The organism is Aquirufa sp. ROCK2-A2, assembly GCF_054558485.1.
On sequence record NZ_JBPXKA010000015.1, the window covers coordinates 1 to 25312 of the forward strand.

At 35.2% G+C, this 25312-nt stretch carries 25 protein-coding genes; 12 read left to right on the forward strand and 13 right to left on the reverse strand.

The window, feature by feature from the left end; translation table 11 throughout:
* Positions 1–169: 169 nt before the first annotated feature.
* The 3 genes from tyrS to V7S76_RS13055 are packed head-to-tail and all read right to left on the reverse strand — an operon-like array spanning position 170 to position 3259.
* Entirely contained in the window at positions 170–1468 is a 1299-nt protein-coding gene (gene tyrS / locus V7S76_RS13045) for a tyrosine--tRNA ligase (protein WP_459510606.1), read from the reverse strand.
* Positions 1469–1520: 52 nt separating this feature from the next.
* Positions 1521–2750, reverse strand: coding sequence for an S-adenosylmethionine:tRNA ribosyltransferase-isomerase (locus V7S76_RS13050; RefSeq protein WP_459510580.1), 1230 nt, complete (start codon positions 2748–2750; stop codon positions 1521–1523).
* Positions 2750–3259: a hypothetical protein gene (locus tag V7S76_RS13055; RefSeq protein ID WP_459510581.1), complete on the reverse strand. Its 510-nt coding sequence runs from the start codon at positions 3257–3259 to the stop codon at positions 2750–2752. Before V7S76_RS13055 ends, V7S76_RS13050 begins: the two co-directional genes overlap by 1 nt.
* 142 nt (positions 3260–3401) lie before the next feature.
* On the opposite strand from V7S76_RS13055, the gene V7S76_RS13060 reads away from it, so the two are divergent.
* Positions 3402–3953: a cob(I)yrinic acid a,c-diamide adenosyltransferase gene (locus V7S76_RS13060; protein ID WP_459510582.1), complete on the forward strand. Its 552-nt coding sequence runs from the start codon at positions 3402–3404 to the stop codon at positions 3951–3953.
* Positions 3954–3968: 15 nt separating this feature from the next.
* Positions 3969–5021, forward strand: coding sequence for a branched-chain amino acid aminotransferase (locus V7S76_RS13065; protein ID WP_459510583.1), 1053 nt, complete (start codon positions 3969–3971; stop codon positions 5019–5021).
* On the opposite strand, the gene V7S76_RS13070 is transcribed toward V7S76_RS13065, so the two are convergent.
* Positions 5018–5608 (reverse strand): hypothetical protein, encoded by a 591-nt coding sequence (locus V7S76_RS13070; RefSeq protein ID WP_459510585.1) that lies wholly within the window; start codon positions 5606–5608, stop codon positions 5018–5020. The genes V7S76_RS13065 and V7S76_RS13070 overlap by 4 nt on opposite strands.
* 214 nt (positions 5609–5822) lie before the next feature.
* On the opposite strand from V7S76_RS13070, the gene V7S76_RS13075 reads away from it, so the two are divergent.
* A complete protein-coding gene (locus V7S76_RS13075; protein WP_459510587.1) occupies positions 5823–7097 on the forward strand; it encodes a DNA recombination protein RmuC in 1275 nt (424 codons plus the stop codon).
* Here V7S76_RS13075 and V7S76_RS13080 read toward each other — a convergent pair.
* Genes V7S76_RS13080 through V7S76_RS13090 form a run of 3 tightly spaced genes read right to left on the reverse strand, consistent with a single transcriptional unit; the run spans position 7094 to position 11347 of the window.
* Complete coding sequence (locus V7S76_RS13080) at positions 7094–7303, reverse strand: alkylphosphonate utilization protein (RefSeq protein WP_459510588.1); 210 nt, start codon at positions 7301–7303, stop codon at positions 7094–7096. The genes V7S76_RS13075 and V7S76_RS13080 overlap by 4 nt on opposite strands.
* A gap of 31 nt (positions 7304–7334) precedes the next feature.
* Complete coding sequence (locus V7S76_RS13085; protein WP_459510589.1) at positions 7335–9194, reverse strand: YgiQ family radical SAM protein; 1860 nt, start codon at positions 9192–9194, stop codon at positions 7335–7337.
* A 32-nt stretch (positions 9195–9226) separates the two neighbouring features.
* Complete coding sequence (locus V7S76_RS13090) at positions 9227–11347, reverse strand: S9 family peptidase (RefSeq protein WP_459510590.1); 2121 nt, start codon at positions 11345–11347, stop codon at positions 9227–9229.
* 110 nt (positions 11348–11457) lie between these two features.
* Between V7S76_RS13090 and V7S76_RS13095 the strand changes: the two genes are divergently transcribed.
* From V7S76_RS13095 to V7S76_RS13130, 8 genes are all read left to right on the forward strand, one after another.
* Positions 11458–12387, forward strand: coding sequence for an EboA domain-containing protein (locus tag V7S76_RS13095; protein WP_459510591.1), 930 nt, complete (start codon positions 11458–11460; stop codon positions 12385–12387).
* Positions 12388–12496: 109 nt separating this feature from the next.
* Positions 12497–13402, forward strand: coding sequence for a TatD family hydrolase (locus V7S76_RS13100; protein WP_459510607.1), 906 nt, complete (start codon positions 12497–12499; stop codon positions 13400–13402).
* Entirely contained in the window at positions 13402–14286 is an 885-nt protein-coding gene (gene eboC, locus V7S76_RS13105) for a UbiA-like protein EboC (RefSeq protein WP_459510592.1), read from the forward strand. Before V7S76_RS13100 ends, eboC begins: the two co-directional genes overlap by 1 nt.
* Positions 14287–14291: 5 nt before the next feature.
* Positions 14292–15437, forward strand: coding sequence for a 3-dehydroquinate synthase (locus V7S76_RS13110; RefSeq protein WP_459510593.1), 1146 nt, complete (start codon positions 14292–14294; stop codon positions 15435–15437).
* A 4-nt stretch (positions 15438–15441) separates the two neighbouring features.
* Complete coding sequence (gene eboE / locus V7S76_RS13115; RefSeq protein ID WP_459510595.1) at positions 15442–16644, forward strand: metabolite traffic protein EboE; 1203 nt, start codon at positions 15442–15444, stop codon at positions 16642–16644.
* A gap of 2 nt (positions 16645–16646) precedes the next feature.
* Positions 16647–18011, forward strand: a complete 1365-nt coding sequence (locus V7S76_RS13120) for an alkaline phosphatase family protein (protein ID WP_459510596.1) — start codon at positions 16647–16649, stop codon at positions 18009–18011.
* Positions 18012–18038: 27 nt separating this feature from the next.
* Positions 18039–18398: a hypothetical protein gene (locus V7S76_RS13125; RefSeq protein WP_459510597.1), complete on the forward strand. Its 360-nt coding sequence runs from the start codon at positions 18039–18041 to the stop codon at positions 18396–18398.
* Between the two features lie 30 nt (positions 18399–18428).
* Complete coding sequence (locus V7S76_RS13130) at positions 18429–19523, forward strand: Gfo/Idh/MocA family protein (protein WP_459510598.1); 1095 nt, start codon at positions 18429–18431, stop codon at positions 19521–19523.
* A gap of 156 nt (positions 19524–19679) precedes the next feature.
* Here the strand turns inward: V7S76_RS13130 and V7S76_RS13135 are convergent, their stop codons facing one another.
* The 6 genes from V7S76_RS13135 to sufC are packed head-to-tail and all read right to left on the reverse strand — an operon-like array spanning position 19680 to position 24162.
* Entirely contained in the window at positions 19680–20093 is a 414-nt protein-coding gene (locus V7S76_RS13135) for a BrxA/BrxB family bacilliredoxin (protein WP_459510599.1), read from the reverse strand.
* Positions 20094–20130: 37 nt separating this feature from the next.
* A complete protein-coding gene (locus V7S76_RS13140; RefSeq protein ID WP_459510608.1) occupies positions 20131–20442 on the reverse strand; it encodes an iron-sulfur cluster assembly protein in 312 nt (103 codons plus the stop codon).
* Positions 20443–20473: 31 nt separating this feature from the next.
* The gene (locus V7S76_RS13145; RefSeq protein ID WP_459510600.1) at positions 20474–20899 is read right to left on the reverse strand and encodes a SufE family protein; all 426 of its coding nucleotides are present in this window, start codon (positions 20897–20899) and stop codon (positions 20474–20476) included.
* Entirely contained in the window at positions 20899–22119 is a 1221-nt protein-coding gene (locus tag V7S76_RS13150; protein ID WP_459510601.1) for an aminotransferase class V-fold PLP-dependent enzyme, read from the reverse strand. The genes V7S76_RS13145 and V7S76_RS13150 overlap by 1 nt, the downstream gene beginning before the upstream one ends.
* 4 nt (positions 22120–22123) lie before the next feature.
* On the reverse strand, positions 22124–23407 hold the full coding sequence (gene sufD, locus V7S76_RS13155) for a Fe-S cluster assembly protein SufD (protein ID WP_459510602.1): 1284 nt from the start codon (positions 23405–23407) through the stop codon (positions 22124–22126).
* A 2-nt stretch (positions 23408–23409) separates the two neighbouring features.
* Positions 23410–24162: a Fe-S cluster assembly ATPase SufC gene (sufC, locus tag V7S76_RS13160; RefSeq protein ID WP_459510603.1), complete on the reverse strand. Its 753-nt coding sequence runs from the start codon at positions 24160–24162 to the stop codon at positions 23410–23412.
* 151 nt (positions 24163–24313) lie between these two features.
* Here sufC and V7S76_RS13165 point away from each other — a divergent pair, with 151 nt between their 5' ends.
* Positions 24314–24640: a HesB/IscA family protein gene (locus tag V7S76_RS13165; RefSeq protein WP_459510604.1), complete on the forward strand. Its 327-nt coding sequence runs from the start codon at positions 24314–24316 to the stop codon at positions 24638–24640.
* The last annotated feature ends 672 nt before the right edge of the window (positions 24641–25312 follow it).

Consider the following 25312-nt stretch of genomic DNA (forward strand, 5'->3'; position numbering starts at 1 on the left):
CTACTCTTCAATTCCTACAAGCCTGCGCCTGTTTCATCTTCAATTATACCGTCTCACTTAGTGCTAACAACCTTTTGTTAGCGATTGGGAGTGCAAAGATGTAGGTTTATTTTTTAAATACCAAACTCTTTGCAAAAGTTTTTGTAAAAAAATCGAATAAAAAAATAATTTAATTAGCTAATGAACTGATTGACAGTAGATAATTTCTCTGTTTGCCATTACCAATTAGAATGTACTTATTTTTAATTAAATCAGTTTTGTCCAATTTTTTCATTGGATCTGTCACTTTCACTTTATTAACACTAACAGCATTACCTTGTATTGCTTTTCTGGCTTCCCCATTTGAACTAAAAATACGATTATCGGTACAAGTAGTTAAAACCTCCAACAAGGTATTATTCTCTAATTCCGCTTGAATCATTGGCAGCTGTGCAATTAATTCATCAGATGCATTAATCAATAATTCAATCGCATCCTTTGAAAACAATAAAGAAGAGGCTTCAATTACCAAATTAGTAATGTGTTCTCCATGAACCCTGGTTGTCACCTCGACAGCAATAGCCTTTTGCAAAATTCGTAAATGTGGTGCTTCTGCATGTTCCTTCTCTAATTGTTCAATTTGCGATTTAGAGTATAAAGTAAATACCCTGGCTAATCGAGCAACGTCTGCATCAGCTGCATTTAACCAAAACTGGTAAAACTCAAATGGGCTAGTTTTAGAAGCATCTAGCCAAACATTACCGGATTCTGATTTACCGAATTTGGTACCATCTGCTTTTGTCACTAAAGGGGTAGTTAAAGCGAAAGCAGCTCTTTCTGTGGCATCTTCATCAAAACCTTCTTTGCGTCGGATTATTTCAGTTCCCGTTGTAATATTTCCCCACTGATCCGAACCACCCATCTGTAAACGAACATTTTTGGTTTTGTACAAATGGTAAAAATCATATCCCTGTAATAATTGATAAGAAAATTCGGTAAATGAAATCCCCGTTTCTAATCGCTTTTTAACAGAATCTTTGGACATCATATAATTAACGGTTAGAAACTTTCCCGCTTCACGTAGAAAACCCAGAAAAGAAAAATCCTTGAACCAATCATAATTATTTACTAATTCCGCAGAATTTTTTCCACAATCAAAATCCAAAAACTTCTCCAATTGTGCCTTTATTCCTACTTGATTCAATCGTAAAATTGTTTCATCTAAAAAATCTCTTTCTGCATTTTTACCCGATGGATCACCGATCATTCCCGTAGCACCTCCAACCAAAGCTATCGGCTTATGACCTGACAATTGAAAATGCTTTAAAAGCATAATAGCTGCTAAATTACCAATATGCAAACTTGGAGCAGTGGGATCAAAGCCAATATAAGCCACCGTCATTTCTTTCTTCAATTGTTCCTCTAAACCAGGAATCATATCATGCAACATTCCCCTCCAACGCAGTTCTTCTATAAAATTTTCCAACATCATGATTAAATCGTTTAATTAAATGGCGACAAAAATACGTATTCTTGATTGATTATTTTGATTTTTTGAATAAAATGGATGAATCCCCGTAACTAAAAAAACGATAAGCGCCTTCTAATGCCGAATGGTAAATATTCTTCCAATCGTCTCCAACCAAAGCAGAAATCAACACTAATAAGGTAGATTTAGGCTGATGAAAATTGGTTATCAGTGCATCACAAAATTGGAATTGATATCCTGGCATGATTAATAATTCCGTCTCTGCCACCCATTTTTCTAGTTTATTTTTGTTTAAATAATCCAAAATAGCACCCATGGATTCTTTAATATGAATAGCTTTGGGTCGATTATAATAAGGAAATTCCTTTCTTAAAGTTAAAATTCCATGATGATTCATCGAATTTTCAATCAAATATACTCCTGACCAATATAAACTTTCCAAAGCTCTTAAGGCAGTTGTCCCTACTGGTATGAAATTTCCTTGGTGATTCATTAATTTTTCAATTAAATCCCGAGAAAAAATCAACTGCTCTCTGTGCATCGGATGTTGGCCAACTTCATCAACCTTTACAGGTAAAAATGTGCCAGCACCTACATGCAAGGTCAAATAATCTACTTTAATATCTTTTTCGGGAAGTTGATCAATTATTTCATTGGTGAAATGTAGGCTCGCTGTCGGTGCAGCTACCGCACCTAATTCCTTAGAGAAGACTGTCTGATATCTTTCACTATCGATTTCCTCGGATGATCTTTCGATGTATGGAGGCAATGGTATTTTTCCTAACAAATTTAAAATTTCAGAAAAAGGACAAGCCGTACCCCAACTAATTTTAACTTTATTTTCTTCTCGATTGTCCCAAGAAAATTTCACTTGAATTATTTCACCTTTTATTTCAACAGATTCAAGTAAAACATCTGGATCCTTCCAACGTTTTTTATTACCTACCAAGCACTCCCAAATAATTTCATTTTGAATCAAATTGATTTGATCGGTTAACAAATCAGAACTTAAAGGTCTTAACAGAAATAATTCGATAGAGGTCCCTGTATTTTTCTTTAAAAAAATTCTAGCAGGAATTACTTTGGTATTATTGAAAATCAAAAAACTGTTTTCAGGCAAAACAGAAGTAATTTGATGGAAAATAAGATGTTCAATTTGGCCATTTTTATAGACCAATAATTTCGACTCATCCCTTTTATCTGAAGGATGGAGTGCAATTTTATCATCTAAAATTGCATAATCGTAATCTTGAATAAATACTTGAGGTAATTTTAAATCCATTAATCTTCCAAATGTACTGGCAATGAAAATAAACGCACAGGTAGGTATAATAACCAGAGAATAAGCAATAAAACACCTAACCAACTTAAGTAAGAATAATCATTGGCATAACTACGATCATCATTCAGCATCAACAATACTCGTAATACTAAAATAACATAAGTATTAACCAAGGCTGGAAAGAAATGTAGCCAATGGATAAATACATTTTGAACTTGAGATGCTCCTTTTTTTTCTACGACTTTCAAAAAACCATTAATGAAAAATTCCAAAGGAAATTTTTTAACACTATTAATCAGCATTAACATGAGTACATTCAATAAAGTAATTACACCTGCTGTTAGATAAAAAACCTCTTCTTTGGGCAAAAAACCATCACCACGACCTGATTCACCAAAATGTACAGCAGTGGGATCAGGTAATCCACGGTAGATAAACAATAAAGAAACGCCAAAAACGATGATTGAAAAAACTCTCCAAACTCTCGACAAAAAATGATCAATCGACATGTCTAACAATTTTAAATATGCACAAAATTAGGCTTGAAAATCTTAGCGACCTAATCTTTCATCATCAAAAGGGATATTTCTACTTCATCCTTGCTATTAATTAGCTAAAAAAGTAGCTTTGTATAGATAAATAATCTGAAGCATGTCGATTTATACAAAAAATGGAGATAAAGGTTTTACTCGCTTAGCTGACGGCAAGGGTGTTTTGAAATCTGAGCTTCGAATGGATGCCATCGGCGACATTGATGAATTGAATAGCCATTTAGGGTTATTGATTTGCAAGGTATCTGGAAATTTATCAACAGATTTACAACAAATTCAATCGAGTTTATTCGTATTGGGAGCTCATGTTGCTAGTGACAAATTAGAAACTCTTGGAAACATGAAGTTGATTTCCTTGCATGATATCGTGTATCTGGAGGGGTTGATTGACAAAATAGATGATCAACTTGAACCAATGCGATTTTTTATTTTACCAGGAGGTGAAGAAAGCATTGCTATCGGGCAAATTTGTAGAGCTGTTTGTAGAAGAGCGGAAAGAAGTTTAATCCGTTGGGTTCAAAATGAAAATAAAGAAGATTACGCAACTGCCGTTGCATTTTTAAATAGATTATCAGATTACTTATTTATGATGTGCCGCTATTTACATCATTCTTTGGGTATTTCAGAGATACCTTGGAATTCTGGAAAGTAGTAAAATTTAAAATTTATGCAGACTATTTTAAACAAAATTACAAAATCACGAATCAATGAAATTGATTTTGACAATTTAGCCTTTGGTAGAAGTTTCGCAGACCATATGTTGGTAGCAGAATACGCCGATGGTGCCTGGCAGTCAGTTTCGATCCAACCTTACGGACCCTTATCCTTTCAACCTGCTATGATGTCTTTGCATTATGGACAAGCTATTTTTGAAGGTATGAAGGCTTATCGTTCTAAAAATGATGATATTTTGGTTTTTAGACCTGAAGAAAATTTTAAGCGTTTTAATAAGTCTGCTTTAAGAATGTGTATGCCTGAAGTACCTGAAGAAATATTTTTAGGTGGCTTGAAGCAATTATTAGAATTGGATAAATCATGGGTTCCTGATAAAGAAGGATGCTCCTTATATATTCGTCCATTTATGTTTTCAACCGATGAATACGTGGGTGTATCTCCTTCGACAACCTATAAATTTATTATTTTCAATTGCCCGGTGGGTTCTTATTACGCAAAACCTCTAAAAGTTCGCGTGGAGACTCAATATATTCGCGCAGCCAAAGGAGGAGTTGGCTTCTCTAAAAATGCAGGAAATTATGGTGGATCCTTGTATCCAACCCAATTAGCCAATAAAGATGGCTACGATCAAATTATCTGGACGGATTCAGCTACTCATCAATTCGTTGAAGAGGCAGGCACCATGAATTTGATGTTTGTCATCAATGGCGCTTTAGTCACAGCGCCAACAGGCGATACTATCTTAGATGGTGTAACTAGAAAATCGGTTCTACAAATTGCCAAAGATTGGGGAATGAAAGTGGAGGAAAGACAATTATCAATTGCCGAATTAATCAATGGCATTAAAGATGGCTCGGTTACTGAAGCCTTTGGTGCAGGAACAGCAGCTGTCATCGCTCCTATTCAAACCATTGGCTTCGAAGGTAATGATTATGAATTGCCGATTAGAAAGGATAGCGACTTTTCTTCCAAAGTATTCAAAGAAATCAACCAAATACGTTTAGGTGAAATAACAGATACAAGAAACTGGATTTGGAAAGTTTAGTTCTTTTTGGAAAAAATCAATTTAATACCCGGATCTTTTGAAGTACTAACATCTTCTAAAATGATTTGGGTATTTTTATTTTTATTCCAAACAGTCTTTTTATTTACATTTTGTGAATCCCCAAACTTGACATTCAAGTAATTAATAAGTTCCTTATTGAGATTTCCTACTTCTTCTTGATTTTCTAAAAACACATCCAATGTTATTTGGGATACTTTTTGATCCTCAGCTATCGAATAGGTAATATCGACAAAATTCAAATCTGAATCATCTAAATATTGAGTAAAAGATTTCCCTTGATTAGGCTGAACCTCGGACAATTCGACAGATTCTTTGATTTGCTCTAATTTTTGCCCCCATTGAACGCCTCTTACAATCCCATGAGCAGAATGTGTTATTTTTTTAACCATTTCAGAACTCGAATCCCAATCATTTTGTTCTTTAATGAATTCTAATTCCTTAGAACTTAATGCATTTTCTTTTTTAGGATTTGAATTATTACAAGAACTTACAAAAAATAAAAAAATAAAAATGAGAGCAATTTTACTTCTTAGAATTATCGATTGATTAATTGTCATTTTGGGCATATTCAAATTGTAATTGTTTATAAAATTAATTTTTTTTACACATGTTTGTTCTATTTATAAATTTTATTTCTTATTTTTGTATCAGAAATAAAGCTAGTGAGAACTAGATAAAAATATTTAAGATTATTAGTGGTTAGGTATTTTAAAAATGAGCCGGTCTTTGACTGGCTTTTTTTTGTCCAATTTAGTAAATTCAACAATAAATTTCGGGATCATGAATATCATTTTTATTATTTCAGGGGCAATTGTATTCATTGCTTTTGTCTATTTTATTCAAGGTTTTCAAATAAAAAATTTAAAGGGACAACTATTTTCTTTGGAAGAACAATTGAAAAATAAAAATGGAATAGTTGAAGAAAATAAACGGTTATTTGGAGAGGTCTCATTTCTGAAAGGACAAAACGAATCGCTGATGAATAACATCAATCAATTGAAAAATGATGAGGTTAAATTAAGAAAGGTACTAACAGAAATCAGTCATGAAACAATCCTAAAACAGGGTAAAACCTTAAATGAACAACAAGAGATTAAATTGAATGACGTATTAAATCCTTTAAAAGAAAAGCTCAAAGAGTTTGAATCAAGGATACAGGAAAACCAAATTAGTAATACCAAGCATAGTAGTATATTGGTAGAACAAATTAAAAATCTAACAACACTTAATCAAACCGTTACTCAAAAAACAGAAGATTTAACAAATGCATTGAAAGGTTCGAATAAAGCCCAAGGAAATTGGGGGGAAATGATTTTGGAAAGAGTTTTGGAAAGCTCTGGGTTAATTAAGGGAAGAGAATACGAAACTCAATTTGTAACAAAAAATCAATCCAATGAAATCATCAAACCAGATGCCGTCATTTTTCTTCCAGACAATAAAAATTTAATCATAGATAGTAAGGTTTCCTTAATTTCATTTGATCGATACACAAGCGCAGAAGAGGGCTCAATCGAAAAGGAGATTGCATTAAAATCACATATAGATTCTTTAAAAACGCATATCAAAGAATTATCTGCCAAAGATTATCATTCAGGTATCGGCTTGAATAGTCCAGACTTTACATTATTATTTATACCAATTGAATCAGGATTTGTGGCAACCATTAGTCAAGATACATCTCTTTTCAATTTTGCTTGGGATAAAAAAATTGTATTGGTCTCTCCTTCTACCTTGCTGGCTACATTACGAACAATTGCATCCGTTTGGAAAACGGAAAATCAAACTCGAAATGCCATGGAAATCGCCAAAAAGGCGGGCGAATTGTATGATAAATTTGTCGCATTTACTTCAGATGTACAAGATATTGGAAAACATATTCAAAAAGCAGAAGATGCACACCAAGCAGCGATCAATAAACTTAGTACTGGTAAAGGAAATTTGATTACCCGAGCACAGAACATTCGAAAAATGGGGATTAATGCAAGCAAAAAGATTCATCCTGACTTAATCAATGATGAATCTGATTGGAATGATTTGGATGAAGAACTTACTTAAACTTTTTTCAAAAAGCAGGTTTTTAATACCATCACGGTTTTTTCTACTTTGCCTTCAATTTCATCTTCATCGTCCGTTAAACGAATATTACGAACGGTGGTACCTCTTTTGATAACACCCGAGGATCCTTTAACCTTTAAATCTTTAATAACTGTTACTGAATCACCTTCACTCAGTATATTTCCATTGCTATCTTTTACTTCCATATTGAAAAATTTGCCCAATTTGAGCGATTGATTATTGTTTATATGATTGGTTTTTATTTCTGAATCCTAATAATTTTTGTGCTAAATCTGGTCTTTGCAATTTTGTCAAACGATCACGAATCCAATCTTTGAATTCTGCTTTGTACCAAAAGAAATATTTATTTTGATTTTGCTTTTCCTCTTTTGTCTTAGCCGTTTTAATGGGTTGCAAGGTGTATGGATGCACACCCGAATAATAGATAACTTCCGCTACTGTCATGGGTGTTGGAGTGAAATCTTGAACTTGTTCCAAATGAAAGCCTAAATCCTTTGTTTCAGCTGCCAAATTTGCCATATCTACCTCTTCACAACCTGGGTGACTTGATATAAAATAAGGAATCAGCGGTTGACGAAGTCCATGTTTAGCAGAGATTTCATCGTATTTTTCCTTAAACTTTCTAAAATATTTGAAAGATGGTTTTCTCATGACACGTAGTGTCGCGTCGGAGGTATGCTCTGGGGCGACTTTCAATCTACCTGAAACATGTCGAGTGATTAATTGCTCCATGTATTCATCATGATTACCGTCTTGATTATTTTTATTAAAATCATCCACCAACAAATCATAACGAACTCCAGAGCCTACAAAGGCTTTTTTCACTCCTTTATGTGCGTCTACTTTACGGTAAATATCGGTTAAAGGTTTATGAGAAGTATCTAAATTAGAACAAATAACGGGGTGAATACAACTTGGGCTAGAGCATCTAGCGCAAATGGATTCATCCTTACCCTTCATTTTATACATGTTAGCAGATGGACCACCTAAATCAGATATATAACCTTTAAAATCAGGTTGTTTAACGATTGTATCCACTTCTTTCATGATCGACTTTTCACTTCTTGAAGCGATAAATTTACCTTGATGTGCTGAAATCGTACAAAAACTACAACCGCCAAAACATCCTCGATGCATATTGATCGAGAATTTAATCATTTCGAACGCAGGAATAGGACCTCTTTTGCGGTATTTAGGATGTGGAAGTCTGGTATAGGGTAAATCAAATGATTTATCCATTTCCACTTCTTCCATGGTTTTAAACGGTGGATTAATGACTAGTACTTGATCACCTACCTCTTGAGTAATTCGATTGGCTTGCCATTTATTGGATTCAACTTCCACAATTTTAAAATTGGAAGCATATTTAATTTTATCTTCCAAACAAACCTCGTGGCTATTCAACTCAACCGTTTCAACATTTTCTAAAGCAATAATTTCTTTGCTTTTATCTTGCAAATAAGCAACTTGGTTGATGCTAGTAAGTTCATTAAGTGAATGTCCTTCCTTTACTCCACGTATAATTTCTCTCAAAGGTTGTTCACCCATTCCATAAACCAGCATGTCTGCCCCTGAATCTACTAGAATCGAAGGAAATAATTTATCTGCCCAATAATCGTAATGAGTTACACGGCGCAAAGAAGCTTCAATACCTCCAATTAAAACAGGTACATCTGGATAAATTTCTTTAAGAATTTTGGTATAAACGGTCGTAGCATAATCTGGACGAAAACCAGCTTCACCTCCAGGAGTATATGAATCATTCGACCTTAAACGTTTGTTTGCCGTATAATGATTGACCATGGAATCCATGCAACCAGCGGTAACACCAAAAAAATATTTGGGCTTACCTAATTTTTTGAAATCTCTTAAATCATCTTGCCAATTCGGTTGAGCGACGATACCAACTTTTAGGCCTTCACTCTCCATGATTCGGCCAATGACAGCAGTTCCAAAAGCTGGATGATCCACGTATGCATCCCCAGAAATTAGAATAACATCTAATTCGTCCCAGCCACGCTTTTCAACTTCCTTTTTTGTTAAAGGCAACCAATCGGTTATAGGTCTTTCATCCATTCAACAAAATTAAGAGAAAATCACTGCTAAACCTATTTCATTAAATGAGCTTTCAGAAAATTAGCGGTTGATTCAAATACGTTGATCACATTTTCAAATTTCATCCAGTGATGATTATCATCGACAATGACCATTGATTCCACCTCTACTTTCTTTTTCTGAAGTCGATTAATCAGATCAATGCTTTGCTGAAATGGTACATTTCTGTCATCATCTGCATGAATAATTAAAACAGGGGATGTCCAAGAATTGATACTTGAAATAGGTGATGATCGATAAACCAATGAGGCAGACCAATCTGCATCAGGCACTTTTTTATTCCCGAGCGTATACAATTGATCTTGTAAATTGGTTGACCAATCGTGAACACCATGAATATCCACACCCACTGAAAACAATTTTGAATCTCTACCTAGGCCTAAAGCGGTTAAATACCCCCCGTAGGAGCCTCCATAAATACCTATTTTTTTGGGATTAACATTGCTTTGGTGAGCTAACCATTCACCTGCAGCCTTGATATCATAGTATTCAGTGGAAGCCAAAGGACTTGCTGGATTTTGAAAATCATATCCATATCCAATTCCAAGCCGATAATTAACGGACAAAACGACGAAACCCAAATTAGCCAAATATTGATTGAGTGCATAGGAATTGGCGTAATAATCTGAATAATGCCAACCCAGCAACATTTGTCGAGCTGGTCCGCCATGCACAAAAAGAATCGCAGGTTTTTGCGTTTTCCCATCACCATTATCAAATAGTTGCCCGTGAATTACTTGGCCGTCTAAGGATTTGAAAATCACTTGAGTAGGATTCACGAAATTTTTTTGGGATGTTAATTCCGTATTTAGCTGGGAAGTAATGGAATTACCTTGACTTTGTTGATTTGCTTGAATAAAGACTTGAGGGCTTTGTTGGAAGGTTGAACCTATATAAGCAACACCTTGGCCGCGATTAATTCCGACGGCAGTCCATTCATTACCATTTCCTTTTGATATACTTTTCACATCTGTTTTTTCAATGGAAACAGAAAAAATATGCCTTCTATCTACATCTTGAGGATCTGGTCCAAAATTGGCACTAAATAAAATATGACTTTTGTCATTATTTAAAGCCAGATGTTCGACCATGTATTCACCGGGCGTTAACAGATTTGGTTTACCACCTTTTGCTGAAATTGAATAGATATGTGGCCAATTGTCATGTGATGAAGTAAAAGTTATGATGTCTGATTGAGGAAACATTAAGTTAGCCCCTCCGTGCGTTTTAGGATAAGACCCACGAAAGGTTTTGGGAGCTTCCCAAAGTAATTGTGATTTATTGGCTGACAAATCACTTATACGGATGGACCATGGATTTAGTTTTCGTTGGGAAAGAGAATCCAAAGATCCTCCAATGGCCGGCAATCGAATAAATACCAATTTTTGACCATCTGGAGACCATCTTGGTGAAGAATCTCGAGCAAAAGAAGGATCCACCCACGTTAAATGATCTTTACCAAATTCAATAATGGAAATAAATGAATGCGAGTCTCTGTCAACCTTAAATGCCAATTTTTTCGCATCTGGTGACCATTGTAAGTCGCTAACTTTTCCTTTTGTTTGAACTAATTGTCTGGGAATATCAAAAAAATCTTCTCCAGCAACTGTATCTAATTTACATATCCATGCCTGATTATTTTTAATAAATGCTACTTGATCACTTTTAGGCGATAATTTAGGAAAATCACCCTCACTGATGATACGTTGATTTCCTCCTTCAAATGGAACTTGAATGATTTTAACAGAGGATGCCTCCAATGTTGAATTGGTATTAACGGCCTGATCTCCAATAAAATTTGCACCATGATCACCCCCTCGCACGAAAATGACCCACTTCCCATCATCGGAAATGGATATAGAGGATAATTCTTGACCTTCGTCTTTGCTAAAATTGGTTAATTTTTTGGCGGTAAAATTGGGTCCGGCTGCAACATAAATATTTCTTACGCCCTTCTCATCCATTGCCCAAGCGATTTTATCGCCGTTTTTTGAACTTACCAATTCGGTGGGAAAAGCATAGGACCTAAAGGATCGATAGGTTAAATTATTGTTTTGAGAAAAAAGAGGAAAGACAAATAATAGAGGTAGTATTAAAAGTAGAATTCGATTCATGACAAGAAGTGATTAAGATAAATGATAGGATAAAACAGTTCCCAAAAATAATGGTATTTCGGAGGTAAAAAAATAATTCAAAATCTCAAGCATTAAAATAAGCTAAAAAAATGATAATTATCAATACGCTACAAAGCATGCCAATATTCAATGTTTATTTATTAAATTCGTTATTGGTAATTATAAAATTTGATTTGCAAAAATTGGAACCTATTCAAGAACTATTAAAAATTATTCAATCGAAAACTAAATCGACTGAATTAGATTGGATTACCTCTAAATCCGCATTGGACCTAAAGGGTATTTCACTCGCATTTGTTTCAACTCCCAGGTTTATTTCAAAAACAACGTTTTCGCTTGATCTGAATTCAATCGTTCAAGGATGGACCTTTGAACAAATAGGCTTAGATCAATTAGTCAGAATTTACTTTATCGCCTTAATGGCTGAAAAATCCGAGTCGGAAAATCAATATTGCCATCAAATCAATTTATTATTTGACACAGCTGAAATGAATGAAGCTGTAGCGTTATATGCAGCCTTACCAGTATTTGCTTATCCAGAAAAGTGGCTTTCAAGAGCGACTGATGCAGTCCGCTCCAATATTGGTCATGTTTTTGATGCTATTGCTTTTGGAAATCCTTATCCTTATCAATATTTTTCTGAATTAGCATGGAATCAATTGGTTTTAAAATGCATCTTTAATGACAAGCCCATACATCAAATTTTCGGTTTGGAACAAAAGGGCAACCAACATTTAGCAGACACTCTTTCCGATTTCGCACATGAACGATGGGCGGCCAATCGAAGAGTTCCTTCACAGGTTTGGAGATTAATCGTCCATTTCATTACTCCACAATTGGTAAAAGACCTTGAAAAATTGGTTCATTCATCCAATGAACGAGATGTTTTAGCAGCAAAAATGGTTATAAATAACTCAAATTCTCCTTTACTTATTGAATTAAAACAAAGCTATTTAGATTCAAATTTGGACTTAAATTGGCATCTTTTAGAAATTCCAGAACCCATTTATACCGCCTAATATTATGTGTAAAAATAACCAACAAAATCCTTCACACTTTCAAGGAAGTCAAGAAGAACAACAAACAGCCAATTCCATAGATACCGGATTTCAGTCGTATACTCAAGGGATGAAATTTTTCGACCCTCATGTTCACATGACTTCACGAACGACGGATGATTACCAAGCATTAGCAGATGCAGGAGTTGTAGCCTTGATTGAGCCGGCATTTTGGTTGGGGCAACCGAGAACTGGATTGGCATCATTTAAAGACTATTTTGCTAGTTTAGTGGGTTGGGAGCGATTTAGATCGTCTCAATTTGGTATCAAACATTATTGCACCATTGGTCTAAATTCTAGAGAGGCCAATAATGAGGCTCTGGCGGAGGAAGTAATGGAAATCTTACCTTTATTCCTACAAAAAGAAGGGGTTGTTGGAGTTGGAGAAATTGGTTTTGATGATCAAACAGCATTAGAAGAAAAATATTATCGAGCACAATTAGAGCTTGCCAAAGAATTCCATTTACCTGTTCAAGTGCATACGCCGCATCGTGACAAAAAACAAGGTACTGAAAAAAGTATGGCAATTGCCTTGGAGCATGGCATTGACCCTAAAATGGTGATTATTGATCACAACAATGAAGAAACGGTCAAATCGGTTTTAGACCAAGGATTTTATGCAGCCTTTACCATCTATCCATTTACCAAAATGGGGAATGAGCGAATGGTGGAAATTGTCAAACAATATGGTCCAGAAAGAATCATGGTTAATTCGGCAGCTGATTGGGGAATTTCGGATCCTTTAGCCATCCCAAAAACAGCGGCTTTAATGAAAATTAAGGGTATATCTGATAAAGATATTCAATTAGTAACTTACCAAAATGCCTTGGATGCCTTTGCCCAAAGTGGACAAATCAATGAATCCGATTTCATAGATGGCTTGCAAATTGATCAAACCCAAAAATTCAATGGAAATACCATTTTGAGAGGTGGTCAACAACCTAGAGTCAACAAAGATTCCTTGATCATTCAGTAATGGGTAAGGTAAGAGCATTTTTAGAATTAACTAGACCCGCCAATGTCATCACCGCATTGAGTGATATTTTGGCAGGTATGGCCATTGTTGGATTTACATATGGCTTTAAAAACTACCAAATTACATCCGTTTTATATTTGGGACTTTCAAGCATGTGTCTTTATGCAGGTGGAGTGGTGTTTAATGATATATTTGACAGGAAATTAGATGCCTTCGAAAGACCTGAAAGAGCTTTGCCCAGTGGTCGAATTCAATTATCTGAGTCAATTTTAGGTGGTTTATTTTTGCTTCTTTTAGGTGTTTTACTGGCATTTTCTCAAAGTAGACTATCTGGTTTTATAGCTGTCATAATTGTTATATTAGTCATTCTGTACGACTGGAAATCGAAACACAATACCTTTTTTGGACCATTCAACATGGGTTTATGTAGAGCATTTAATTTAATGCTTGGAATGAGCGTATATGAATTAGGAGTGATTGAATTTGGAGAATTATTGATCGTTCCTTTGATCTATATCTTTGCCATTACATTGGTGAGTCGAGGAGAAGTGCATGGAAGCAAACCATGGCCTTTGTGGATAGCAGGCATTTTATTTCTTTCTGTTCATTTGGCTCAACTGAATTTTGCTTGGGAGCAACATAAATTAGCATTTATTTTACCTTTCATTGGCCTTCATGCTTATTTATTGTACATACCCTTATATAAAGCAATTAAACAACCCATTGGTCCCAATATTGGGAAAACAGTAAAAGCAGGCGTTTTGTCCCTTATTGTCATGAATGCAGCTTGGATTAGTGCTTCAAATCAATGGTATTTAGCAATTTTAGTAGTAGCTTTATTACCATTATCTATTCGATTAGGAAAATATTTCGCCGTTACTTAATAACTATGCAATCTTTAAAACAAAGCTTTCAAGTACCTTTTCAATACGAGGTTTTTTTTACCAAAGGATTATTTCATCCTGAAAACAACCTATTTAAAGATTTTATCCTACAATTTGGACGAGCAGATTTTAGAAAACGAATATTATTTGTCATCGACAAAGGGGTCGCTGATGCACATTCTTCATTAACCTCAGAAATTGTCGACTATTTTAAAGAATATCCCATTGCTGATCTGGCGCCCGAAATCTTGGTATTACCTGGTGGTGAAATTTGTAAAAATGATCCTAGATTTTATGAAGAAGTGGTTCGTGCCATCGATGAACATCGGATAGATCGACATTCATTTGTGGCTTGTATTGGCGGAGGTGCATTTTTAGATATGAGTGGATATGCTGCGGCTATATCCCACAGAGGAGTAAAATTCATTCGAATTCCCAGTACAGTTTTATCCCAAAATGATTCAGGAGTGGGAGTAAAAAATGGCGTTAATTATCTCGGTAAAAAGAATTTTTTAGGCACCTTTGCGCCTGCTGTGGCCGTATTTAACGACTCCAGCCTATTATTAAGTTTAGAAGATCGTGATTGGAGATCTGGTATTGCTGAGGCAGTAAAAGTGGCATTAATCAAAGATTTGTCTTTTTTTGAATGGTTAGAAAATAATGCGCAGGCGATGAACGAGCGAAATGAAGTGGTGATGACGGAGCAAATCTACCGTTGCGCAGATCTTCATATGAAACATATTTCAAGTGGTGATCCATTTGAATTAGGTTCCGCTAGACCTCTGGATTTTGGTCATTGGGCCGCTCATAAATTAGAATATCTTAGTAATTTTCAAATCCGACACGGTGAAGCCGTGGCAATTGGAATTGCCTTGGATACGGTTTATTCCCAAAAAATTGGTTTATTATCTGAAAGTGATAGAGATCGAGTTTTGAAGTTAATCGGTAGTTTAGGATTTGATATTTTTCATCCGGCCTTAGCAGAGAATGATAAAATTAATTTATTCAAAGGATTAAGAGAATTTCAAGAACATTTGGGTGGTGAGTTAACTATTACTATACTTGAAAAATTGGGTAAAGGGAAAGAAGTACATGAAATGAACTTTGAATTGATCAAAGAATCAGTCGATTTTTTGGCAAACTTTAAGTAACATAATGGAAACGAAACATGGAATTTTAGGTTATTGCAGTAACATTCATCCAGGTGAAATTTGGTCAGAACATTTTGAGCAGTTAAAAAACCATATTCCAAAGGTAAAGGAAAACGTTTCTCCTCATCATCCCATGGGATTAGGCCTTAGAATCGCTGATTTAGCTAGTAAAGATTTACAAGATCAAGCGGCATTCCAAGAATTGAAAGATTGGTTAGAAAAAGAAGATTTATATGTGTATACCTTAAATGGATTCCCGTTTGGCGGATTTCATGATACGGAGGTAAAAGATCACGTTCATACACCTGATTGGACACATACTTCAAGAAAAGATTACACCCTTCGTTTGGCAAAATTATTAGTGCAATTAATACCTGAACGCTTAAAAGAAGCGGGAATTTCCACCTCACCTCTATCCTATCGATTTTGGTGGAATACATCAGAAGAATTACAATTAGCAAGTGAAAAAGCCACTGTAGCATTAATAGAAGTGGTAGAGGAATTGTCAATTCTACAGCAAGAAACGGGCAAATTGATTCATATTGATATTGAACCTGAACCGGATGGGATTTTAGAGAATCATCAAGAGTTTTTGCATTGGTACCTCAACATGCTATTACCAATGGCTCAAGCCTATTTTAAATCAAAAGGAAGAACTGAAAAAGAGATTACTGAATTAATCAAAAACCACATACAAATCTGCTTTGATATTTGTCATTTTGGAGTAAGTTTTGAAAATCCACAAGCCTGTATTGATGAATTGGAACAACATGGAATCAAAGTAGGCAAAATTCAAATCAGCTCAGCCTTACGAGTTGATTTAAGAGAAAATGAAGTAGAAAAAATTGAAAAACTGAGGCAATACCAAGAGCCTGTTTATTTACATCAAGTAAAAGCTAAGCTCAAAAACGGCAATTTTGTACAATACAGAGATTTAGATCAAGCTTTTGAAGCTTATGAAGAAAACATTTTTGATGAGTGGCGTGTACATTTTCATGTCCCTTTGTTTTTAGAAACCTATGGTTTGTTGGGTTCAACTCAAAAAGAAATCAAAGAAACATTGGCAATTCAGATGACAAAACCATTTACTCAACAAATGGAGATTGAAACATATACTTGGGGCGTTTTACCCTCAGAATTTCAAGTACCTATTCACGAATCGATTTCCAGAGAAATTGAATGGGTGAAAGCGATTTTAAATCAGTAATCATGCAAAAGACAGTCGTAATAGATATTGTAGGCCTTAGTGAAAGTATTCTTTGCGAACATACGCCCTTTTTGAATTCGTATATCGCATCAAGAAAAAAAAACCTAATTAAACCTCCTTTACCGGCTGTTACAACCACTTCTCAATCTTGTTTTATTACGGGTAAAAATCCCAATGAGCATGGAATTGTCGGAAATGGTTGGTACGACCGCCAAGATTCCGAAGTTAAATTTTGGAAACAATCCAATCCGCTTGTCTTAGGCGACAAAATTTGGGATAAAGCCAAAAAAGAAAACCCTAATTTTACTTGTGCAAAAATGTTTTGGTGGTACAATATGTATTCCAATGCTGATTATTCTGTTACGCCAAGACCACAATATCATGCAGACGGCGTGAAAGCACCTGATTGCTACAGTCAACCAGCTGAATTAAGAGATGAGCTTCAAGAAGCCTTAGGTACATTTCCTTTATTTAATTTTTGGGGGCCTAATGCTAACATAAAATCGACTCAATGGATAGCGGATGCGAGTATTTGGGTGGACAAAAAATACAATCCAACTTTAAATCTCATTTATTTACCTCATTTGGATTATTGTTTACAAAAATTCGGTCCGAAAATTTCATTGATAGCCAATGAACTTCAAGAAATTGACCAAGTTGTTAAGCAATTGGTTGAGCATTTTGAATCTATAGGAGCCAACATCCTATTGCTATCCGAATATGGAATCAATGAAGTTCATCAACCGATACACATCAATCGGTTTTTACGAAATAAAGGACACCTTGCCATCAGAGAAGAGAGAGGCTTAGAATTATTGGATGCTGGGGCATGCAAAGCATTTGCAAGTTCAGATCATCAAATCGCCCATATATATGTCAAAGACCCGAATGATATCGAATTCATCAAAAAACAATTGGGCGAATTGGACGGAATTGAAAAATTACTTTCAGGTAAAGAGTTAAGTGAATATACCATTAACCACGAGCGATGTGGAGATATTGTGGCAATCGCTAAAAGCCACGCATGGTTTACTTATTATTATTGGTTGGATGATAAAAAAGCTCCAGATTTTGCACGATTAGTGGATATTCATCGCAAACCGGGATATGATCCAGTTGAAATGTTCATGAATCCTAAAAACCCCTTTATTAAATTAAGAGCAGCCTATAAATTGGCCAGAAAACTTCTTGGATTCAGGTACTTAATGGATGTCATTCCTTTGGATGCAAACTTGATCAAAGGTTCACATGGTAGTCCATTTTGTGACAAAAAATATTACCCATTACTGATACATTCGGAAGATTTGGGAGATGAAATCCCTGCGACACAAGTCTATGATGTGATTTGGAAAAGTCTTTTTAACTAATTTTTTTACCTATAAACAATTCAAACAATGAAAAAAATGATTTCAAAGATGACATTCATGCTCCTTTTTTTAGCGTTGGCATCACAAGTAAAAGCACAGGATTTTAATCCACAAATGATGGCTCAACGACAATTAGATCGTTTATCGACAGAATTGTCATTGAATAAAGATCAAATTAAAAAATTAGAACCATTGTTAATTACAAGAGTAGAAAAAATGATGGAGTTCAGACAAGCTGGTATGGAAAGAGAAGAAATGATGGCTGAAATGAAGAAATTAAATGATTCTCAATTGGAATCAATCAAAGCCATTTTAACTCCTGAACAATTTGAAAAATACAAGACTGTTCAGAGCCAAATGCGCCAAGGCGGACCTCCAAGAAACTAATTAGTCTTACAAATCTAAACCTATTAACCTATGAAAAAGATCCAATTCTTGATTGGAGTATTTCTTTGTGCGACATATATTTTGCCTGCACAGAAAATAAAAGTTGGAATTGCTGGCATGACACACGGTCACGTTGGACAAGCCTATACGGCTGCAAAAAATTCCAAGGATGTCATCATCGTAGGTTTTGCTGAACCTAATAAGGCATTAGCCCTTAAATTGTTAAAAGAACAAAATCTTCCAGATTCCCTTTGGTTCCCGAATTTAGAATCCTTAATTGCTAAAACTCATCCAGCTGCAGTATGTGCATTTAATAGCATATATGAACATTTGAAAGTGGTTGAAACCTGTGCGCCTAAGGGAATTCATGTCATGGTCGAAAAGCCATTGGCGGTCAATATGGAACATCTAAACAAGATGAAACAATTGGTGGATAAACATAACATTCAATTATTGACCAATTTTGAAACTACTTGGTATTCGTCACACGCCAAAGCTTGGCAAATGGTTAAGAAGGAGAAAGCATTAGGTGAGATAAGAAAAGTGGTGATCATGGATGGTCATCGTGGGCCGAAAGAAATTGACTGTGCACCTGAATTTTTGGAATGGTTAACGGATCCTAAAATGAATGGAGGTGGCGCAATTATTGATTTTGGTTGCTATGGTGCCAATATCATGACTTGGTTAATGGAAGGACAAAAGCCTATTTCAGTCACTGCTGTTACCCAACAATTAAAACCTATTGTTTATCCCAAAGTGGACGATGAAGCAAGCATTATTCTGACCTACCCAACTTGTCAGGCCATCATTCAAGCTTCTTGGAATTGGCCTTTTGATAGGAAAGACACGGAAATTTATGGAACAAAGGGAATTTTAGTGGCTAATAAAGAAATGCAAATGAAATATGTGAAAGGTGACCGATTTGGAACTGAAACAACTATTCCACTTCAAGCATTGGAACATGACCAATCGGATGTATTTCCTTATTTAGCTGCGGTAGTCAAAGGTAAAATAAAACCCAATAACGATTTATCATCTTTATCGATCAATGCTGTGGTGGTTGAAATATTGGCTGCAGCGATTGAATCCTCGAAAACTAACAAGACGGTTTATTTGAAGAGGTAATAGGTAATAGGTAATAGGTAATAGGTAATAGGTAATAGGTAATAGGTAATAGGTAATAGGTAATAGGTAATAGGTAATAGGTAATAGGTAATAGGTAATAGGTAATAGGTAATAGGTAATAGGTGGCTTCGGGAGCCTCAGCCACCTATTAGAAAATTAACAAAATTCGTCAAATGCCGCTTCTAAATGTTGGGCGATCATTTCCGCAGAACGACCTTCAATGTGATGACGCTCCACGAAATGCACTAATTCACCATCTTTAAATAAAGCAATGGATGGTGATGACGGAGGGTAAGGTAACGTAAACTCTCTTGCTTTTTGAGTTGCTTCTTGATCAACCCCAGCAAAAACAGTCACTAAATTTGTTGGTTTCTTAGCTGAAGCAGCCACCGCGTCTTTAACGCCAGGACGGGCAGTACGAGCAGAACAACCACATACTGAATTGATAAATAATAAAGTGGTGCCTTCTTTCGACATCGCTTGTTCAACTTCTGAAGCTTGTTTCAACTCTTGAAAACCACCTTCAACAATATCCATCCTCATAGGATGCACTAAATGTTCTGGATACATATGATTATTTTTAAATTATTATAAACGTTCAACCATTTTACATAAAACCAAGTTCCAATTTGGCTACTTCTGACATCATATCTTGTGAATAAGGTGGGTCAAAAGTAAGTTCAACTGAAACTTCGGCAACTCCTTCAATTTCTCTAATAGCCTTTTCAATATCCACGGGGATACTTTCAGCGGATGGACAAGAAGGAGAAGTTAATGTCATCAATACATAGACATTGTTAACAGGAAAGACCTTGATTTCATAAATCAAGCCTAATTCATATACATCAACAGGAATTTCTGGATCATACACCGTTTTGATGGCTTTCACCACTTTTTCTTTTAAATCCACTTCTGTCATCTGAGATGTTTCCATTCTGTTTTCCATTAATTTAAACTTTCGCAGAAAATGCCAAGGCATAATTTTTTATTTGTTTTACCATGGATAATAAACCATTGGAGCGTGTTTGAGCCAAATGTTGACTCATCCCGATTTGATCAATAAAATACAAATCCGCTTTCAATATTTCTTCGGCCGATTGATGAGACAATACTCGTATCAACATGCTAATCAAACCTTTTACAATAACCGCCTCAGAATCAGCCTCAAAAATCAATTCATCTCCGTTTTTATGAGCATGTAACCAAACTCGACTCTGACAGCCTTTGATCACATTTTCATCGGTCTTGAACTCCTCCGCTAATATTGGCAATTTCTTGCCCAAATCAATTAAATACTCATATTTATCAGCCCAATCATCAAATAAAGAAAACTCTTCAATTAACTCATCTTGGATTTCATTGATACGTTTAGCCATTATTGTAACATATTTATTGCTCTTTTCAGTGATTTCACAAATTGATCAATCTCTTCAAAAGTATTATAAAACGCAAAGGATGCTCGACAAGTTCCTACTAAATTAAAACGTTGCATCAAAGGTTGTGCACAATGATGTCCAGTTCGAATAGCCACCCCAAATTTATCTAGCAAAACACCTATATCTTGTGGATGAATCCCCTCGATCACAAAGCTGATTACGGCTATTTTCTCTGGAGCCTTTCCAATGATTTTTAAACCATCTATTTGCTCCAATTGTTTGGTAGCATATTCTAACAAATCAGATTCTTGTTGAAAAATATCTTTTTTCGACAAATTTGATAGGTAGTCAAAGGATGCACCAAAAGCAATCACATCGGCAATATTTGGAGTTCCTGCTTCAAATTTATAAGGCAATTCATTGTAGGTAGTACCCGTAAAACTAACTTCTTTAATCATTTCGCCTCCGCCTTGGTAAGGTGGCATGCTTTCTAATAATTCTCTTTTACCGTAAAGTACTCCCACACCCGTGGGGCCAAACAATTTATGTGCTGAGAAAACAAAAAAATCGATGTCTAAATCTTGCACATCGACGTCAAAATGGGCAACGGATTGAGCTCCATCAATTAAAACCTTCGCTCCTACCTCATGCGCCATTTGAATGATTTGGCGAATAGGATTAATGGTTCCTATCGCGTTAGAAACATGATTGACCGCTACGATTTTAACCGAAGCATCCAATAAATTAGCCAAGACTGCTAAATCCAAAACCCCTTCATCTGAAACGGGAATCACCAAAATCTCTGCACCTTTTTCTTCCGCAAGCATTTGCCAAGGTACAATGTTGGAGTGATGTTCTAAGTTGGACACAATGATCTTGTCTCCTTTGGAAACATTAATACGTCCAAATGTTTGAGCAACCAAATTAATACCTGCCGTTGTACCTGAGGTAAAAATGATTTGATCTGAACTAGCTGCATGCAAAAAAGATTGAATTTTCTTGCGAGTTAATTCATAGGCTGCAGTAGCTCGTTCCGCCAAAGCGTGAATTCCACGATGAATATTGGCATTGTCATTTTGATAATAATGATTCAATGCATCAATTACCCCTTGGGGCTTTTGAGTTGTTGCCGCATTATCAAAATAAACCAATGGTGAGCCATTAACATGTTGATGTAAAATCGGAAAATCTTCTCGAATCTTAACAATGTCTAAACTCATACAATTATAAAGTTATGTTCAAGGATTGTTGAATCTTTGAAACTATTTTTTGAGATAAAACGACTCTTATTTCTTCGTGAGACACGCGGTCAATTACTTCTTGAACAAAAGCCAATAACAATAAAGTTCTTGCTGCTTGTTCAGAAATACCTCTTGATCTCATGTAAAACAATGCCTCCTCACTCAATTGACCAGTTGTGGTTCCATGAGAACATTTTACATCATCCGCCCAAATTTCTAATTGAGGTTTGGTGTTCATGGTCGCTTTGGAAGAAGCTAAAACGTTTTTACAACTTTGAAAGGCATTGGTCTTTTGAGCATCAGGACGAACAAAAATCTTGCCATTGAATACCCCAGTGGATGTACCTAACAAAACGCCTTTGTACAATTCATTTGATTCTGAATGAGGCATTCGATGATCAACCACGGAATGTGTATCCATTAACTGATTATCAGCAGGGACGTATAAACCATTCAAATTAGAAACGATTTGAGATCCATTGCTGTAAAAATGCAAATTATTTCGAATGATTCCTCCGTTGATGGAGAAAGTGAATGTATCTACCTGACTATTATCCGATTGATAGATAAACGTTTGATCAATGTGGGTGACCGAATTTTGTAAATCCTGCTCTTTTAAATACGTAAATTTGGCATTTTTGGATACCCAAATTTCTTGAACATAATTGGATAAATGGGAATGATCATTTAAGGAAGAACTTACTTGTTCCATTAAGGAGAATTCAGCACCCTCCTCCAAATATATAATCAATTTGGATTGTACGGCTGTCGAATTTTCTAAACCATTCAAGCAAAATGCATGCAAAGCGATTTGACTTAATACGACCTCTTTTTTGATCCACAACACATTTGTTTGGCTGACCAAGGCTGAGTTTAAATCATATAATGAATTCTCATCTAAAATTGGATCTTTTGATTCCCAAATCGACAAAAAACTAGGGCATTGTTGAAGAAACGCATCGAAAGCTAAAAACTCAACACCTTCTAACTTAGAGTTTGATACCAATGAACTATAGCCATTACAGGTTTGAATGGTCAAGCTCGGATTCCATGTAGAAGGTAAAGAACTTGAACATGCATGGGAAGGACTTGTCCAATTCCAAGCAATATCGTTCAAAGATTTCAAAGAGGTATATTTCCATTCTTCCCACTTGGAAGTAGGAAATCCTTTGGAAATAAAGTTTTGCAAAGCCGTTTTTTGATTGTTATTCACATTCAATTGTTGCGTTGCTATTTGTAAAGAATCTATTTGTTCTTGTTGTAACATAATTATTGATCTACTTCAGATTTAATCCAATCGTAACCTCTTTCTTCCAATTCCATAGCCAATTCTTTGCCACCAGATTTAACAATTCGGCCTTTGTAAAGTACATGAACAAAATCTGGTACGATATAATCCAATAAACGTTGATAGTGTGTTACAACTATTGTGGCATTATCTGGACTTTTTAATTTATTCACACCTTCCGCTACAATTCGAAGCGCATCGATATCTAGTCCAGAATCTGTTTCATCTAAAATGGCCAATTTTGGATCTAATACTGCCATTTGAAAGATTTCATTTCTTTTTTTCTCTCCTCCTGAAAAACCTTCATTCAATGCTCTTGATAATAAAGACTGATCAATATTAACATAAGCCATTTTTTCTTTGAACATTTTCAAAAATTGTACAGCATCCATGGGATCTTCACCTCGGTATTTTCTAATTTCATTAACCGCAGATTTAAGGAAGTTTGTTGTAGAAACACCAGGGATCTCAACAGGATATTGAAAAGCTAAGAAAACACCCTCTGCCGCTCTTTCTTCCGGAGCTAAGTCCAATAGGTCTTTTCCAAGAAAATCCACTGACCCTTCCGTCACTTCATAATCCTCTCTCCCTGCTAAAACCGATGCTAAAGTTGATTTACCCGAACCATTTGGCCCCATTATTGCATGAACTTCACCAGCTTTTATTTCAAGGTTAATTCCTTTTAATATTTCCTTCTCACCTATTCGAGCATGTAAATTTTTTATAGAAAGCATATTTTATTGATTTGAATCTTAAAATGTTGACAAAATTAATTCGTTTAAATCTTAAAAACCATAGTTTATTTAGAATCAATATAAATAAACATCATTTATATGAAATATTTTTTTACATTTGTGCTGAAATAGTATAAAACTAAGAAAGAGCATGGTAACTGTAAGTGATTTAGCAGCAGATAGAATTAAGGAATTAAGAGATAAAGAAGGCTTGAATGACCAATATCATATACGTGTAGCAGTTGAGGGTGGTGGATGTTCTGGCTTAATGTACAATCTTGATTTTTCATCCGACGCCAAAGAAACCGATATGATTTTTGAAGATAAAGGAATCAAAATCATGGTCGATAAAAAATCGATTTTATATTTAGCAGGTACGGAATTAGATTTCTCTGACGGATTAAACGGAAAAGGATTTCAATTCAAAAACCCCAATGCTTCAAGAACCTGTGGATGCGGGGAGAGCTTCTCTATTTAAGGTAATAGGTAAAAGGTATTAGGTAATAGGTAAAAGGTAATCGGTAATATGTAATAGGTAAAAGGTATTAGGTATTAGGTATTAGGTAATAGGTAATAGGAAACTTTCACTAAACACTAATACCTAATAACTAAACACTAATAATGCGATTTAAGGGTTGAACTTTCCAATGATTAATCTCTTAATTACCGCTTTTGGCTTCGATACTTCGTCAAGGTCAGGAGCCATAAACGACAGGCTCAGTAACCGAGATCAGCGAACGTTATTTATTTTTAGATCTTATAAAGGAATTTGCGGTTAATCCGACGAAACAAACGAAATAAATTAAAAGTTATGAATTATAGGTTATGAATTTTAAAAAACGCTCATAATTCATACTTCTTTATTAAATTGATTCGTCTTGGATTAACTTGAAGAAAATAAGTTTTTTTGTTTTTTTTTCTAAAAAAAGGAATGCCATGGAAAATGAATTAGCCAATAGATGGCAATGCGATATCAGAAGTGTTTAGTTATTAGTGTTTAGTTATTAGTGATTAGTGACAGTTTTACCTATTACCTATTACTGACGGTGCCTGAAAAAAGTTGACACATCTTTCTTCTTTTTAAACAAGAAGAAACATGAAAAAAACATCATTTAGAGTTCAGCTGATCTTTTCGGAAGAACTTCGCAAA

What these genes read in the sequence shown, in the direction of transcription:
- tyrS (WP_459510606.1), bottom strand. Translation starts at nt 1,468, where the DNA reads ATGTTGGAAAATTTTATAGAAGAACTGCGTTGGAGGGGAATGTTGCAT.
- V7S76_RS13050 (WP_459510580.1), bottom strand. Translation starts at nt 2,750, where the DNA reads ATGGATTTAAAATTACCTCAAGTATTTATTCAAGATTACGATTATGCA.
- V7S76_RS13055 (WP_459510581.1), bottom strand. Translation starts at nt 3,259, where the DNA reads ATGTCGATTGATCATTTTTTGTCGAGAGTTTGGAGAGTTTTTTCAATC.
- V7S76_RS13060 (WP_459510582.1), top strand. Translation starts at nt 3,402, where the DNA reads ATGTCGATTTATACAAAAAATGGAGATAAAGGTTTTACTCGCTTAGCT.
- V7S76_RS13065 (WP_459510583.1), top strand. Translation starts at nt 3,969, where the DNA reads ATGCAGACTATTTTAAACAAAATTACAAAATCACGAATCAATGAAATT.
- V7S76_RS13070 (WP_459510585.1), bottom strand. Translation starts at nt 5,608, where the DNA reads ATGCCCAAAATGACAATTAATCAATCGATAATTCTAAGAAGTAAAATT.
- V7S76_RS13075 (WP_459510587.1), top strand. Translation starts at nt 5,823, where the DNA reads ATGAATATCATTTTTATTATTTCAGGGGCAATTGTATTCATTGCTTTT.
- V7S76_RS13080 (WP_459510588.1), bottom strand. Translation starts at nt 7,303, where the DNA reads ATGGAAGTAAAAGATAGCAATGGAAATATACTGAGTGAAGGTGATTCA.
- V7S76_RS13085 (WP_459510589.1), bottom strand. Translation starts at nt 9,194, where the DNA reads ATGGATGAAAGACCTATAACCGATTGGTTGCCTTTAACAAAAAAGGAA.
- V7S76_RS13090 (WP_459510590.1), bottom strand. Translation starts at nt 11,347, where the DNA reads ATGAATCGAATTCTACTTTTAATACTACCTCTATTATTTGTCTTTCCT.
- V7S76_RS13095 (WP_459510591.1), top strand. Translation starts at nt 11,458, where the DNA reads ATGATAATTATCAATACGCTACAAAGCATGCCAATATTCAATGTTTAT.
- V7S76_RS13100 (WP_459510607.1), top strand. Translation starts at nt 12,497, where the DNA reads ATGAAATTTTTCGACCCTCATGTTCACATGACTTCACGAACGACGGAT.
- eboC (WP_459510592.1), top strand. Translation starts at nt 13,402, where the DNA reads ATGGGTAAGGTAAGAGCATTTTTAGAATTAACTAGACCCGCCAATGTC.
- V7S76_RS13110 (WP_459510593.1), top strand. Translation starts at nt 14,292, where the DNA reads ATGCAATCTTTAAAACAAAGCTTTCAAGTACCTTTTCAATACGAGGTT.
- eboE (WP_459510595.1), top strand. Translation starts at nt 15,442, where the DNA reads ATGGAAACGAAACATGGAATTTTAGGTTATTGCAGTAACATTCATCCA.
- V7S76_RS13120 (WP_459510596.1), top strand. Translation starts at nt 16,647, where the DNA reads ATGCAAAAGACAGTCGTAATAGATATTGTAGGCCTTAGTGAAAGTATT.
- V7S76_RS13125 (WP_459510597.1), top strand. Translation starts at nt 18,039, where the DNA reads ATGAAAAAAATGATTTCAAAGATGACATTCATGCTCCTTTTTTTAGCG.
- V7S76_RS13130 (WP_459510598.1), top strand. Translation starts at nt 18,429, where the DNA reads ATGAAAAAGATCCAATTCTTGATTGGAGTATTTCTTTGTGCGACATAT.
- V7S76_RS13135 (WP_459510599.1), bottom strand. Translation starts at nt 20,093, where the DNA reads ATGTATCCAGAACATTTAGTGCATCCTATGAGGATGGATATTGTTGAA.
- V7S76_RS13140 (WP_459510608.1), bottom strand. Translation starts at nt 20,442, where the DNA reads ATGACAGAAGTGGATTTAAAAGAAAAAGTGGTGAAAGCCATCAAAACG.
- V7S76_RS13145 (WP_459510600.1), bottom strand. Translation starts at nt 20,899, where the DNA reads ATGGCTAAACGTATCAATGAAATCCAAGATGAGTTAATTGAAGAGTTT.
- V7S76_RS13150 (WP_459510601.1), bottom strand. Translation starts at nt 22,119, where the DNA reads ATGAGTTTAGACATTGTTAAGATTCGAGAAGATTTTCCGATTTTACAT.
- sufD (WP_459510602.1), bottom strand. Translation starts at nt 23,407, where the DNA reads ATGTTACAACAAGAACAAATAGATTCTTTACAAATAGCAACGCAACAA.
- sufC (WP_459510603.1), bottom strand. Translation starts at nt 24,162, where the DNA reads ATGCTTTCTATAAAAAATTTACATGCTCGAATAGGTGAGAAGGAAATA.
- V7S76_RS13165 (WP_459510604.1), top strand. Translation starts at nt 24,314, where the DNA reads ATGGTAACTGTAAGTGATTTAGCAGCAGATAGAATTAAGGAATTAAGA.